Source organism: Paraburkholderia sp. GAS32 (genome assembly GCF_050434225.1).
Taxonomy (GTDB): Bacteria; Pseudomonadota; Gammaproteobacteria; order Burkholderiales; family Burkholderiaceae; genus Paraburkholderia; species Paraburkholderia madseniana.
The window spans coordinates 1-14464 of record NZ_JBNPVS010000069.1; the positions used below are offsets into that span (position 1 = coordinate 1).

11 protein-coding genes and 1 pseudogene are annotated in these 14464 nt (G+C 61.0%); 6 read left to right on the top strand and 6 right to left on the bottom strand.

Going from position 1 to position 14464, the window contains the following annotated elements; genetic code table 11:
* Nucleotides 1–156: 156 nt before the first annotated feature.
* Nucleotides 157–1050, top strand: a complete 894-nt coding sequence (locus tag P3T25_RS44640) for a LysR family transcriptional regulator (protein ID WP_429363810.1) — start codon at nt 157–159, stop codon at nt 1048–1050.
* 69 nt (nt 1051–1119) lie between these two features.
* Here the strand turns inward: P3T25_RS44640 and P3T25_RS44645 are convergent, their stop codons facing one another.
* From P3T25_RS44645 to P3T25_RS44670, 6 genes and pseudogenes are all read right to left on the bottom strand, one after another.
* Nucleotides 1120–1482, bottom strand: coding sequence for a hypothetical protein (locus P3T25_RS44645; RefSeq protein ID WP_429363812.1), 363 nt, complete (start codon nt 1480–1482; stop codon nt 1120–1122).
* A gap of 4 nt (nt 1483–1486) precedes the next feature.
* Nucleotides 1487–1789: a hypothetical protein gene (locus P3T25_RS44650; RefSeq protein WP_429363814.1), complete on the bottom strand. Its 303-nt coding sequence runs from the start codon at nt 1787–1789 to the stop codon at nt 1487–1489.
* Complete coding sequence (locus P3T25_RS44655) at nt 1786–3027, bottom strand: glycosyltransferase family 9 protein (RefSeq protein ID WP_429363854.1); 1242 nt, start codon at nt 3025–3027, stop codon at nt 1786–1788. Before P3T25_RS44655 ends, P3T25_RS44650 begins: the two co-directional genes overlap by 4 nt.
* 183 nt (nt 3028–3210) lie before the next feature.
* A complete protein-coding gene (locus tag P3T25_RS44660; RefSeq protein ID WP_429363816.1) occupies nt 3211–3924 on the bottom strand; it encodes a hypothetical protein in 714 nt (237 codons plus the stop codon).
* Between the two features lie 176 nt (nt 3925–4100).
* On the bottom strand, nt 4101–4976 hold the full coding sequence (locus tag P3T25_RS44665; protein WP_429363818.1) for a lipid A biosynthesis lauroyl acyltransferase: 876 nt from the start codon (nt 4974–4976) through the stop codon (nt 4101–4103).
* 154 nt (nt 4977–5130) lie between these two features.
* A pseudogene (locus P3T25_RS44670) lies at nt 5131–5841 on the bottom strand (MlaA family lipoprotein); the annotation flags it as partial.
* Between the two features lie 1229 nt (nt 5842–7070).
* Between P3T25_RS44670 and P3T25_RS44675 the strand changes: the two are divergent.
* The 5 genes from P3T25_RS44675 to P3T25_RS44695 all read left to right on the top strand — a co-directional run bounded on the left by P3T25_RS44675 (nt 7071) and on the right by P3T25_RS44695 (nt 14421).
* A complete protein-coding gene (locus P3T25_RS44675; RefSeq protein WP_429363820.1) occupies nt 7071–8531 on the top strand; it encodes an efflux transporter outer membrane subunit in 1461 nt (486 codons plus the stop codon).
* 6 nt (nt 8532–8537) lie between these two features.
* Complete coding sequence (locus P3T25_RS44680; RefSeq protein WP_429363822.1) at nt 8538–9725, top strand: efflux RND transporter periplasmic adaptor subunit; 1188 nt, start codon at nt 8538–8540, stop codon at nt 9723–9725.
* Nucleotides 9722–12799 (top strand): efflux RND transporter permease subunit, encoded by a 3078-nt coding sequence (locus tag P3T25_RS44685; RefSeq protein WP_429363824.1) that lies wholly within the window; start codon nt 9722–9724, stop codon nt 12797–12799. The genes P3T25_RS44680 and P3T25_RS44685 overlap by 4 nt, the downstream gene beginning before the upstream one ends.
* Nucleotides 12800–12914: 115 nt before the next feature.
* Complete coding sequence (locus tag P3T25_RS44690; RefSeq protein WP_429363826.1) at nt 12915–13733, top strand: MipA/OmpV family protein; 819 nt, start codon at nt 12915–12917, stop codon at nt 13731–13733.
* Between the two features lie 10 nt (nt 13734–13743).
* The gene (locus P3T25_RS44695; RefSeq protein WP_429363828.1) at nt 13744–14421 is read left to right on the top strand and encodes a response regulator transcription factor; all 678 of its coding nucleotides are present in this window, start codon (nt 13744–13746) and stop codon (nt 14419–14421) included.
* Nucleotides 14422–14464: the final 43 nt, after the last annotated feature.

Below are 14464 nucleotides of genomic sequence, written 5' to 3' on the forward strand. Positions count from 1 at the left end.
TGTTCTCTACCGAAAGGGCCCGGGAAAAATTGGCCAAAGCCTACCCAGTACCGACCTCTGACAAACCGTCATAACCTCTGTGCAAAGGTACTAGTGCCTTCCGGCTCTGTTGATTAGTGACATAATTCTGCATAGAATCATGAGTGAGGCTCAACAATGAACCGCGAGGATCTGGCCGATCTGCTAACTTTTGCAACCATCGCCGAGGAATCCAGCTTCACGCGTGCAGCCGTGCGACTCGGTGTTTCCGCTTCTGCTCTCAGTCATTCCATTCGCTTGCTGGAGGGGCGCCTCGGCGTCAAGCTGCTCAACAGAACCACAAGAAACGTCGCACCAACCGCTGCGGGAGAAAAGCTGTTGGACCGGTTGCGGCCCGCTTTCATCGAGATCGGGGCTGGCTTGACGACGCTTGCGGACAATCGAAGCCGGCCAGCAGGCCGAGTCCGTATCAGTGTTCATCGTACGGCAGCGCTGATGTTCGTCGTGCCGAAGCTCGCCCAACTTCGGCGCGACTATCCTGAGGTCGTAGTTGAATTGTCGGTAGATGATTGCTTGGCAAACATCGTCGCGGCTGGCTTCGACATGGGCATCCGAAATGGCGAACTGTTGGCTAAGGACATGGTGGCAGTTCGCATCGGTGCTGACTACCGAACCGCCCTTGTTGCATCGCCCTCGTACCTGAAGAACAACGCCGCGCCGCTCACTCCGGACGATGTGGCCAGCCATGCATGTCTGGGATATCAACGACCAAGTTCGAAGACCCTCCATTTCTGGGACTTTGAGCGAGAGGGTCGATCCGTCCAGGTGCCAGTCGATCCGGTCTTTATCGCCAATGACAGCGATATCCTAATCCATGCCGCCTTGGCGGGAAACGGCCTCGCCTATGTTCTCAAAGAACAGGTGCAACCCCACCTGAAGTCAGGCACATTGACGCAAGTGTTAGAGGGATGGTCTGTCACGCTAGCGGGGAGCTTCCTCTATTATCCCGACCGACGCCAACTTCCGATCGCTGTACGTGTCGTCATCGACTCGCTTCGTTATCGTTCTTGATTTGGGATGAGACATTAGGTCCCGGTCCGGGTGTTGCGGAATAAATGTCCATTGCTGACTCAGCTGCGGTCATTCGAATAATGCCGATAACTGACCGTTGTTCATGGCCAAGGCTGCACTAAAACGCACGCCGTCGGTCCAGCGCAAAAAGCGGCTTGCCAGAGTGCCCTGCATAGGCCTCGCGATACCTTCGGAGGGGTGCAGCTCAACCTGAAACTTAGTGATTTTGATGTTTGACAAGGCATTGGCCGAATGAGGCCTGATGCCAGACAGCCGCAGATGATATCCCTCTGTGCCGTTTTCACGATCTGCCGCACGACCGAAATATTTTTTCACTTTTCGAGTCACAAGGTCCGGCTGCCAGCGACCGAGTGGGGGGGAAATCCCATTTAAATCAATGCACGTAAATTCACCTTCTACGGCACCCGACAAGAGGCTAGATACTCCGTCCGGCAGTGCGCAGAAAATTGCCGGCTGACGTCTGCGTATTGATCGCATTGATGATGTCGGTGAGGAACCACGGCAGGATCAGCTGCGTGTTGGGATCGCTCACCCCGACGCTAAGAATTGACGCATTCGCGGGTGGTGTGGTGTGTTTCTGGTCGTTTACGGCGACTGGCGCGGGCACGAGCGCATCGGGTTGCGCCGTTGGCCCGGGATGAGTGCTGGCATCCGGCCACGCCGGCGAACACGCGGCAGAGAGCAGGATAAGGGGCACGGTAGAACGAAGGGCGGTCATAAGGTGATCTCCGGAGAAGGGTCGGGATTTGCTTGCCCCGGGCGATTACCGACATCGGCCATTTCAAGACGCGCGCCGGCAAAGGTCTCCGCGACAATTGGAATGCGGCGCCGCCGGTCGGGCGCAATACTGGGTGCGATATCCAGCAGTTCTGTCGCAGCATCTATTACCCGGTTTGCGTCAAGCGTCAACAGGCAATCGCTCCAACTGTGAATGTGGGCTTCGCAACCCTCTAGCTTGCAGGGCACACACGCTCCAATTCCCTGAAGTAGATAGACATTGCCTCGCCGCCTCGAGCCGGAGGTCATCCACGGGCTGATGCCGGTCCAGCCCTTGGGCCATGGTCCCCATCGAACCGGATTCGATGGGCCGAACAGGGCGAGGGTTGGGATTCCGATGGCAGCCGCGATATGCGAGGCCGAGGTGTCCGGGCCGATGAAGAGCCGCGCGCGGCGAATCACTTCAGCGGTTGCCGCGAGGCTCAGCTTTCCGACCAGATTGACGGCTTCGATTCCGGCCCGCGCGCAAATATCGCGCGCATACGTCACTTCGGCTGCCGCCGGGCCGCCTGTCAGCACAATGGCATAGCCGCGTGCATGCAGGAACGCAAGGACGGCGATCCAACCTTCGGCATGCCACATCTTGTAGGTAAACCGCGGATACATGTGCACCACCGCGTAGGGCTTGCCATTTGTGGACGCGAGCAGTGGATCCAGTTGTTCGAGCTGCGAAGGCTGAGTGAGCAATGCTGGCGGGACGACTTCGAAACAGGGTGTGATGCCTAGCAAGGCCATGAGCGAAACACCGCTTTGGACGGTATGCACGCTGTGGCCACGTTCGATCACAAAACGATTTAGCATCAACTTCTTGATCCAGCTTCTGCGAGCAGGCGCAACGATGCCGATTCGCTTTCGTCCCGCCATCCAGCAAAGAAAACTGGCGAGACTGGACGTTCGCAGCGAACATCCGAGGTCATATTGGCGCCAGATCTTGCGTGCATCGTTGAGGCGCTGGACAGGCTTCGCCCGGGGTGAAATAGATATCACCCGGCGTATATCGGGGTTATTCTCCAGCACTCCACCGGTACCATCGAAGACTAGCACGTCGATTTTCGCATTGGGCCAGTGCAATTTCAGAGAGCGCGCGACTGGCGTGCCAAGCAACACGTCGCCAATACGTCCCGTGCAGACCACGAGGATCGAACGGGGCGGGGCAGTATCAGGGAAGAGTGCGGTCATGTAGCGCTCGATTGGTGGATCTGCACAAGTGGATCGACCCGGCAGGCGTCGTAAATGCGTTTTCACGAGGGCGGCTCAACTGTGCAAGTACCGATTTCTAAATCGGGTTGTTCGGGTTTCCCGATCGTTGCATGCGAACGACACCCGCCTATGGATGTCGGAGCTCCGTTGCAATGTTCGGAATTAACTCGAGCGCTTTGCATCGCCGTTGTAGTAGCGCAGATCTGCGCTTTCCAGTAACCGTCGCATATGCGGTCCTTGCAGCGCGAAACGCGCGCTTGCCAGAGACTCCCTTTTCCCCTGTAGCCGGTCGGTGGGGGCGAGGAAGGGTTCCGTGTCGATATGAGGGGCGTCTTCGGCACTTGGCCAATGTTGGCAATACAGGCTCAGCGCCGTGCAGACGTTGCGAAATTTCGGATGTACCGGCTCCCGTTCAGGCATCCCAACAATCCCTTTTGCTCCGAAACGCTTCAGCACCGCTGAATAGAGCAGCTTCTCGAGGAAATCATCGTCATTGGCGGTGAGTGATTCGATCATCTGCATGAACGCCGGCGTCGCTTTTGCGATGAAGAACTGGGTGGAAAGGCTTTTTTCCTGACGGATCCCATATGAAAAACCCAGCGGTCTCACGATGCGCGCAAGTGCGTGGCGCGCCCGTTTGCCAGGTTTATTCGAGTTTTTCCATTCGGGTGCGCGGTCGGCGCTCCAGGTGGAAGCAGCGATGACCGAATCCGGATCGGCTTGCAGTTTCTGCAGATATCTGATGATGATCAGCTGGTTCAGAATCCACGTGTCGGCCTCCAGATGAACAACGAAGTCGGCGTTGAAACGATCCACCGCGCTTCCGAGCGACGTTACCAGCAGGTCGAGTGCCCCCGTGGTCAACGGTTGCGGCATGCGCGGCAGCAGTACGTCTTCCAGATAGGGCTCATACCCGGCGTGCGAGCACGCATGCACGACCGGCCACCGTTGCGGCCAGTTGAACTTGATGATCTCCATTGAAATCCGTGCACAATCTACGCGGTTAAACGTTGTCAGGCATACGGCGACTTTCATGATTCATTTCCCGGAATTCAATAGACCGCCGGCATACCTGCAGGGCGATGTTTGAAGCGCCTGTGGACCCAGTAGTATTGTTCGGGAAGGCGCAGGATTTGCTTTTCGAGAAACGCGTTCATTGTGCGTGCGTCAAGCGCTTCGCTGCCTGTGGGAAAGTTTTCGAGCGGATCGAAAATAGTCAGTTTATAGCCGCGAAATGCGGGCAATACCTCGGTCACGAAGGGTACGACGCGTGCACCGCTCAACTTCGCGAGACGTGACACGGAAGTGAGCGTGCAGGCCGGCACACCGAAGAGCGGCGCGAACACCGAACCCGTTGTTCCGTGGTCCATGTCCGCCGCCAGCATCACGGGAACACCTGCGCGCAGCAGCCGGACAACGTGTTTCGCACTTACGCTGCGTTCAATCATGTCTGCACCGAACCGTCCCCGCTGGCGCCGTGCGAGCTCGCAGACACGCGTGTTCGACATGCGCGTGTAGAGCGCGGCGACTGGCAGGCGCGAGGAATACAGCATGCAACCGACCTCGATTCCGACGAAGTGAAAGCCCATGAAAATCGTGGGTGGCGCATCCGGATCGTGCAGATCGATGCGACTATCCATTTCGACCAGCCGCTCGATCGTGTGCAAACTGCCAAACCACTGAAAGCCCCGCTCCAGATAGCTGCGCACAACGTGCTGGAAATGCGCGCGCGCGAGTTCTTCGCGCGCGCGCTCGGTCTTCAGCGGGAAGCACAGGCGCAGATTGACGAGCACCACGTGCCTCCGGTGGCTCGGCAGCTTGTACAGCGCGGCGCCAAGCGCATTGCCGGCTCTTGCAACTAGTGCGTACGGCAGAACCGACAGTAGCCGCAGCAAACCGAGCAGCAGCCAATAACCGAGGTTTTTCATGCTTACACCTGTTGTCAGTGGATACATTGATGACCACGCAGTCCCACAGTCAGATGAACCTGGTCTTCATGCTGGACCCGCATGGCTTACCTGACACTTACCGGTGAGCTGCACGGACCGTCATACATCGGCCCTGCCGCTATTGATGCGAGGGATCTGCGTAGTCCGGTAACGTATCGGCGTTGCCGGACTTCGTCGACAGCATGCGGCGCCTCTGCAGGTAGAGGTCGCGAGTGAGCGAATAGGGATCGATCGCGGCCTGCGAAAGCAGATTTGACGCGCTCAACAGGTCGGCGCGAGCGCTGACAAAGCGGGTGCCGGCCACGGATGCCCGGACAGCAACCGGTGCTGCCGCGAATGGATTAAGGAAGCTGTCGACGGCGACGTTACTCACATCCCGGACGCTGCTCGGGCCGAACAACGGCATCACCAGATATGGCCCTATCGGTACGCCATAGTGTGCAAGCGTCAGGCCGAAATCCTGATGGTGCTTGGGCAAACCCGCGGGCGTCGCCCAGTCGATCAGGCCGCCAATCCCCAAGGTGGAATTGAACGCAAAGCGCACCACATCCTCGCTCGCGTCTGTCGCTTTCAGTTGCAGCAGGTCATTGGCAAAGTTGCCGATATCGCCAAGATTGGAAAAGAAATTCCGGACTGCTGTCTGTACTGGTGTCGGTGTCACCTTCTGGTAGGCGGTTGCTACTGGTTTGACCGCGTATCTGTCGACCTTGTCGTTGAACGAGTAAATGGTCCGGTTCATCGGTTCAAGCGGGTCGCCGGCGGTGCGCCCGGGTCCCGTCGCGCATCCCGATGAAAGAAGCACCGTGGCGGCGAGTGCCAGAGTATTCAGATCGCGCCTTTTCATCGCGGAACTCCTGACGGAAGAAAAAAGGGGTACTAACCATGCGGCGTTACGGCCGAGGAGGAGAACAGTCAATGCGATCGTGCGACCGGAAGACTTACCGGCCACTTACCGGACACCTGGCGATTACATTGCGGTTTCTTACTGCTAGCCCTGCGTAAATCGCGCTGATCGAAGCAGACCGCGCAAAGCCGGCCACAGGTTTCCGTCAACGGGAATGCGCTGCGCGCTTCCGTTCAAAGCAGGGGTGGGATTGGCAGCGATGGCAGCACGCTCGCGGTAACGGGCAAGCACGAAGCGTGGAGCAGTATCGCGTTCAAAGGATCCCCGGCAGATGACTCGCTAACCGCATGATACCCACGGCCCGTCAAAAACTGCTCTCGCAGCCCGTCTGATGGACCGGGTTTAGTTCTACGTACATTTGTACGAGCCACGCGTGGCTGCAATTCGGTGTAATCGTCACACCGCTGCTGTGATGGCCTGGCCTGACATCGCCGCTTTTCTCAGCGCACCGATACGCGCGCCGCGCGAGCCATCGCAAAGTCACCATGATTGCTAGTCCGCTCGCGGCAATCGATGCTTTATAGGACCAATCCGGCGAGCTGGACGCTGGTATCTCGAACAGCACGTGCGCAAGCAGGAAGGGCAGATTAGCCAATCCGGTCGAGACACCAAGGAGGGCAATATTCGCCCGTACGATAGACCAGAATGACGGGTGAATGGACATGGAGCCTCTCGACTGGATGATTGACGATGGCGCGCGACTGGCCGGATCACACCGCAGGCGTCTTTACTGAGTTGCCGGTAGAGGTTGCGAGTGAGCGCGTATTTGTCGGGAGCTGCTCGCAGCGGCATGCTGATCGACGCTTATCTAACGAGCGGTACGCAGTACCCATTTGATCATGCGGCGATGAGACTTACCGGCCACTTACTGCCGGTGCGTCTTTTGCGCTGACGTATGTGCGTCGGTACGCTTGCATCGATGTAGCGCGCAAGTCGTCGAGCGATGTCTGCGACAGTAAGTGGCGGGTAAGTCAGTGGCCACCATGATGCAGCATCTCCCGTGCGGGAAGTGGTCGGCCATGCGGCCGGCACGATCCTGGGTGCGGGTTCTACACGACCGACGAGTGCAATGGCGATGCTCGATAAGCATGACACCCAACTGGCGATTATTTACCTCGCGTTGCCCGTAATATTCCCGCCGGGTTGCATTCATCTGCAGGGGCGAACGCGTGCTCGCTGAACGTTTCTTTCGTGAGGCAGCGTGTGCTATTGCTGGGTGTGTTCTTGCTGCTACCACTGCGTGTTCGACCCAGTCGCCCTACGTGCCTACGCATTTCAACGATCACCCGGTCTGGGCGAATCAGTCAGGCAATCGGGCGTTTCTGCTGCCACCGAATGAAGACTGGTGGTCTGCGCTCGACGATCCCGTCCTCAGCGGACTGATCGAGTCCGCGTTGGCCAGCAGCCCGTCACTGGCGCTGGCCGAAGCCCATCTCGCAGAGGCGCGCGCTACGTTGGGCCTGGAGACGTCGCTCAGTCATCCACAGATTAGTCTAAGTGGCAGCGGTGGCCGCGCGCGCATTCAGTCGAGCAGTGGCGCGAGCACGACCCAGGTCGGCAATTCGATCACAGGCGGTCCCACCTTCGCATGGGAAATTGATCTGTTCGGACGGTTGCGCGGCGCACAGGATGCGGCGGCGAGCCGGCTCGATGCGCGCAACGCCGATGCGCAGTCCGCGCGGCTGCTGTTGTCGAGCCAGGTCGCGGGCGCGCTGGTGTCATTGCGGGCGTGCCGTTTCGGCCGTGGTGTGAAGCGCGACGACATTGCGTCACGCGAACGCGATCTCGCATTGACACGTCGCCGCGTAGCGCTCGGCTTCGCGCCTCCGGTCGACGAGAGCCGCGCAATCAGCGGCCTCGAGGATGCCCGCGCCAGCCTGATCTCGCAGGACGAGAGTTGCGTGAAGGATCGTGACGCGCTGGTCGCGTTGAGCGGGTTGACGGCGACGGAAATTGACGCGCGCATTACGTTGGCGGGCTTTGCCACAGATCAACACAAGGAACCGGCTTATCCACGCGTTCCGCAAGTCGCGCTGGCCCTGCCCGCGACAGTGCTATCGCGTCACCCCGCCGTGATCGCGGCGGAGCGTGAAGCCGCGGCGACGTATGCGGAAATCGGCGTCGCACGCGCCAACCGTCTGCCGGTCATCAATCTCACATCGGCACTGACGGGCAACTGGATCTCGGCGTCGGGCAGCACACTGTCGTTTCTGGGCTGGTCGCTAATGTCAGGTATCAGTGCGCCCCTTTTCGATGCGGGCGGTGGCGCAGCTTCGGTAGACGCCGCCACCGCGCGCTATCTCGCCGCGCTCGCGTCCTTGCATTCGACCTTGCGTAACACCGCCCAGGACATTGAAGATGCGCTCACAGAGCAGTCCCACGCAGGCGAGCGACTGGCGGCGGCGATCCGCGCCCGCGACGCCGCACGCGCCACGCTCGATGCAACCGAGTCGCAGTGGCGGGCGGGTGCGGTCAACCTCTTCCAACTGGAAGACACACGCCGTCAACGTGAGGCCGCCGACCAGACCGCTATCGATGCCTCGCGCGCCAGCATCCAGGCATGGATCGATATCGTGCGCGCGTCAGGCAACGCGGCCGCGTTCGTCACCACACCCATGCACCAGGAGTAAGAGGATATGTCACAGCCGTTCAATCGCCGCGTCGTACGTTGGCGCGGCATGTGGGCGACCCGGCGTAACGTGATTCTTGGCGCGCTCCTGAGTGGGCTGCTGGCTGCGGGTCTCGCAGGCGTCGCGCTATATGGCCGTCCAGCCACGCAAGCGCAACCGCCAGCTGCGAGCGCGCTTACGGTCTCGCTTACCGCCCCTTATCGTGCGCGCCTACCGGACAGCGTGGCCGTGTCCGGTTCGATCGCGCCGTGGCAGGAAGCGTCGATCCGCTCGCTGCTGGCCGGTGCGCGTCTCGCCGAGATTTGCGTCGAGACAGGTAGCACGGTCAGGCGCGGTCAATTGCTGGCCCGCTACGACACGACGATGCTCCAGGCGGATGTCGCGCAGGCGGCTGCGGCGTTGGCTCAGGCCAAAGCGGCGGCCGAGCAGGGGCGTGCGAACGAGGAGCGCGCGCTCGAGATGAAGGACAGCGGGGGCATCAGTAAACAGGACCTGCTGCAATACCGGACCACGGCCGCCGTGACGCGTGCGCAGGAGGAAGCCGCGCGTGCGCAATTGCAGGCGCGTCGGATCGACCTGCATAACGCGGATGTAATCGCGCCGGACGACGGCACAATCAGCGCCCGTAGCGCGACGCTCGGATCGGTCGCACCCGTCGGGCAGGAACTGTTCCGGCTGATCCGCCAGGATCGGCTGCAATGGCAGGCCGAAGTGGCGCCCGCCGAGGTGGCGTCGATCGCGACCGGTCAGCGGGTCGTGGTGCGCTTGCCGGACGGCAGCAAGGCGGGCGGCACGGTCGTGTACATCGCGCCGGCGCTGGATACGCAATCGCATGTGGCGATTGTGTACGCGGACCTCGAAGCGGGTTCGCACGCTCGCGCCGGCATGTATGTGTCGGGCCAGATCATGCGTGGTGACAGTGACGCGTTACTGGTGCCCGGATCCGCACTGGCGATGCATGACGGCCGCAGCCACGTCGCGGAGGTGGTTGGGCGCGGCGGCGTGCAACGCGTCACGCTGCGCGAGGTGCAAACCGGCCGGCGCGATGGCCGCGCGGTCGAAATAGTGAGCGGGCTGTCGGGTAGCGAACGGCTCGTCGCCGACGGTGCATCCCTGCTCAACGAGGGCGACGTTGTCACGGTCATTCCAGGCAACGCGACGCTGCCTGCAACGCTTACCGGAACTGTCCAATGAACTTCGCCTCCTGGCCGATTCATCACCGGATTCCGGTGATCGTGCTGTTTATCTTCCTGTCGCTCGCGGGGTTGTGGGGTTTCCAGAGTCTGCCGGTACAGGACATGCCGGACCTCGACCTGCCGACGCTGAACGTGGTGTTGTCGTTGCCGGGCGCCGCGCCCGCACAACTTGAGACGGACGTCGCGCGCAAAGCCGAGGACGCACTCGCCACCTTGCAAGGCATCAAGCACCAGACCACGGCGATCGTCGACGGGCAGGTGCATATCGAAGTGAAGCTGTTCATCGGCCGCAACCTGTCGGATGCGCTCAACGAGGCGAAGGACGCGCTCGATCGCATCCGCACGGACTTCCCAGCCGACATGGACCCGCCGGTCGTGACCGCGGTGCGCAGCGATTCGCAGCCGATCATGACGTTTGCGACGAACTCTTCCCGGCTCAGCGAAGTCGATCTGTCGTGGTACGTGGACGATACGGTGAGCAAGGCGGTGCTGGCGGTGCCCGGTGTCGCGCGGATCGAGCGGGTGGGCGGCGTGTCGCGCGAAGTGGAGGTCGTGGTGGACCCGGCGAAGCTCACGTCGGCGGGGCTGACGGCCGTCGATCTGTCGCATGCGCTGCGTCTCATGCAGATGGACGCGTCGGGCGGCCGCGGGCGGCTGGGCGAGGGGGAACAGTCGATGCGCGTGGTTGGCACCGTGCCGCAAGCGTCCAGCCTCGCGCGTTTTCCGATCTCACTGGCCGATGGCCGCTGGCTCACACTGGACCGTGTGGCGAGCGTGCGCGACAGCGTCGCCGAACCGCTCGAAACCGCTACGCTTGGCGAACGCCGGGTGGTCGGCTTTCGCATCTACCGCTCGAAAGGGGCCGACGAGACCCGCATCACGGCCGGCGTCGACGAGGCGCTGCGCAGTCTGCACGCGGCTGATGCGACGTTCAGCACTCAACTGATCTCGAGCACGGTCGACTATACGCGCGAGCAGTACCGCGGCTCGATGGACATGCTCTATGAAGGCGCGCTGCTTGCCGTACTGGTGGTGTGGTGGTTCCTGCGCGATCGCCGTGCGACGCTGGTGGCCGCGACTGCGTTGCCCTTGTCGATCCTGCCGACCTTCGCGACGATGCAATGGCTCGGCTACTCGTTGAACACGCTGACCTTGCTTGCGCTGGCAGTCGTGGTCGGCGTGCTGGTCGACGATGCGATTGTCGAGATCGAAAACATCGAGCGGCACGTGCGGAAGGGCAAACCGCTGTTGCAGGCTGCGGCAGATGCCGTCACAGAAATCGCATTGCCGGTGACGGCCACCACGCTGACGCTGGTCGCCATTTTTCTGCCGACTGCGCTGATGGGTGGCGTGCCGGGACTGTTCTTCAAGCAGTTTGGCTGGACCGCGGTGGTCGCCGTGCTAATGTCCCTGCTGGTGGCGCGCCTGCTCACGCCGATGATGGCGGTGGTTTTTCTGAAGCCGATACCGTCGCACGACGATGCGCCGTCGCGGCTCATGCGGCGATACCGGCTTATGGTCGGTTGGTGTCTTGCGCATCGCAAGACGACGCTGCTGCTGACGCTCGCGTTCATGGTTGGCTCGGTCGCGCTGGTGCCGTTCATTTCCAAGGGATTCGTGCCAGCATCGGATCGCGGCTATGTCACCGTCAACGTCGAGCTCGCGCCGGGCAGTTCGCTCGACGATACGCTCGTCGTCGAGCGCAGCGCGCGGCAGCGTCTGGCCGGATTGCCGGGCATCGCGACCATCTTCAGCGTCGCCGGCAACAATGCGAGCACCAGCTTCGAGGCGGTGCAGACCACCGGCGTGCGCTTCGGCACGATGACGCTCGAGCTCGCGGCGCGAGGTGCCCGGCCGGATCAGGCAAGCATCGAAGCGGAGGTACGCGAGCGCCTGTCGAGTGTGCCCGGTGCCCGCTTTTCGGTGAGCGGTGGTGGCCTCGGTCAGAAATTCCAGATTATCCTGAGCGGTAACAATACATCGGTATTGACCGAAAGCGCACGCCGCGTCGCCAACGAGATGCGCGGCGTGCCGGGCCTCTTCAATGTCGCGTCGACGGCGAGCATCGAGCGTCCAGAGATCGTGATTCGTCCCGACATGGCGGCAGCGGCGAATCGGGGCATCAGCACGGCGACCATCGGCGAGGCCGTGCGCATCGCCACCGCTGGCGACTTCGACACTCAACTGGCGCGGCTCAATCTCGACGACCGGCAGATCTATCTGCGTGTACGGCTCGGCAATCGCTCGCTGGAGGATATCGGCGCAGTGTCCGATCTGCGGCTGAAGGGACGCGACGGCCTCGTGCCGCTCGGCTCGATTGCCAATGTGTCGGTTGGTAGCGGGCTTGCACAGATCAACCGCTTCGACCGCAAGCGATACGTCACGATATCCGCCGATCTGGGCGGCGCGTCTCTCGGCGACTCATTGCTGGCAGTCAAGGCGCTGCCGGTGGTCCAGACTTTGCCTGCCGGCGTCCAGTTGCTCGAAGACGGCGATGCGGACACGATGGCCGAGTTGTCGTCCAGTTTCCTGATGGCGATGGTGACCGGCGTGTTCTGCGTCTACCTGCTGCTTGTTCTACTGTTCAGGGACTTCCTGCAGCCGGTGACAATTTTGTGCGCACTGCCGCTATGTCTCGGTGGATCGTTCCTGCTTCTGCTACTCACGCGAAGCGAGCTGGACGTGCCCTCGATGGTCGGTCTGATCATGCTGATGGGTATTGTCACGAAGAACTCGATCCTGCTGGTCGATTACGCGATCCGCAACGTCGATGCGGGTCTTCCGCTCGCGAGTGCGATCGTGGACGCCTGTATGAAGCGTGCGCGAGCCATTGTGATGACCACGGTCGCGATGACCGCGGGCCTGTTGCCGATCGCACTCGGCTTCGGCGCGGACGCCAGTTTTCGTCGGCCCATGGCATTTGCGGTGATAGGCGGCCTGTTGACGTCCACGGCGCTCAGCCTGCTCGTCGTGCCGGTGGTGTTCATGTACCTCGAACACCTGCGCAGCGCCTTGAAGCGCCGTTTCGAACCGTCGAAACCCAGTCAGACCAACTCGCGGACCGTGCTGTGACAGATGCGATGCATCTCCTCGTAGCGAATTCCTGAAACGCCTGTTCCGGTAAGCGGGCAGTAAGTCGACGCGCACTAAAGTTTGCCCGACGCTGACTCCACCACAAGGAACAACTGTGAAAATAGCTTATCGCCGTGAACGCCAGCTGTTGCTGGCCGTTGCTTCAGTCCTGTTGCACTCGGGCGTTGCCTGGGCCGATGGCGTAAATGCGGAGCCGCCGGACGTCGACGATACGGGATTTGCAGTACTGAGTAATGCAACCAATGTCACGCACTGGGGACTTGGCGTCGGCGCTGGGTTCGAGCAGGCGCCATATAAAGGTTACGGAACCAAATTCTCGCCTATCCCATTGCTGTTTTTTGACGATAAATGGGTTCACGCGGTTGGCACGACTATCGACCTGAAGATCGGCACCTGGGATCATGTGTCGGTAGCGCTGCGCGGCAAGTATGCACTTGGCGACGGCTACAAAAGTTCCGATGCACCAATCCTCAATGGTATGCAGGATCGCAACGGCGCGTTCTGGTTCGGCCCCGCGCTGGCCTGGCGCACCGGATATGGGGATCTCACCGGCGATTTCCTGACCGGTGGAAACAAAGGGCAGATGGCCAGTCTCGACTTTGGCAAGACGTTCAGCTTCGGTAAATTATCGATCGAGCCGCACGTGGGGGCCGAATGGCTCAGCCGGAAATATGTTGACTATTATTACGGCGTTCGGGCGTCGGAGGCTCGACCTGGTCGCGCGGCGTACAACGGAACGTCGACGTTCGACACATCAGTTGGGGCGCGGTTCGACTATCACTTTACGCGTCACCAGTTGGTTAGCTTCGACATCGGCGTGGAGCATCTCGGCAGCGGTATCACCAACAGCCCGCTGGTCGGCAAGCGCTACATTCCGCAGGGCAAGATTGGCTATCTCTATCAATTCAATTGAGCATAGGTTCATGTCGAGAGTCGCGCTCGTCGAAGATCACCGACGCCTGGCCAACATGATCCGGCAGGCGTTATTGGCCGCAGGTATTGAGACCGACATTTTCCGCACACTGTCGGAGGCAAGCTGCGGGGTTGGAGGCGGGAACTATGCGGTGCTGATCGTAGACCGGGGTTTGCCGGATGGGGACGGTCTCGCGTTTTTGCAGACGCTGCGCGCGTCAGGCCATATGACGCCGAGCCTCATCCTCACAGCGCGCGATGCGCTGCATGATTGGGTGCATGGTTTGGAAACCGGGGCGGACGACTATGTCACGAAGCCTTTTGCAATGAGCGAACTCGTCGCACGTGTGAGAGCGCTGATGCGTCGGCCGCTTGCGATGACGAGCCCGATGCGGAGTTTTGCCGATCTCACTCTGGATCCTGGTCAGCGCGTGCTGCGGTGTGGCGCGCACGCTGTGCTGCTTGGGAGCACCGAACTTCAGATCATGCTGACACTACTGGAGGCGCGCGGGCAGACCGTCGGGCATGCGGCGTTGGAGCATGCGGCGTGGGGGCTCGGCGAGGCGGTTACGCCGAATGCACTAGAAGTCACCTTGCACCGCCTGCGTAAGAAACTGGCGGGCATCGGTTCTACCGTGCTGCTCTCCAATATCCGTGGCGCGGGGTTTGCGCTTCAGGCTCACGACTGACAGTTATACGTCGGCGAACCCTGATCTGCATGTGGGGAGCGGC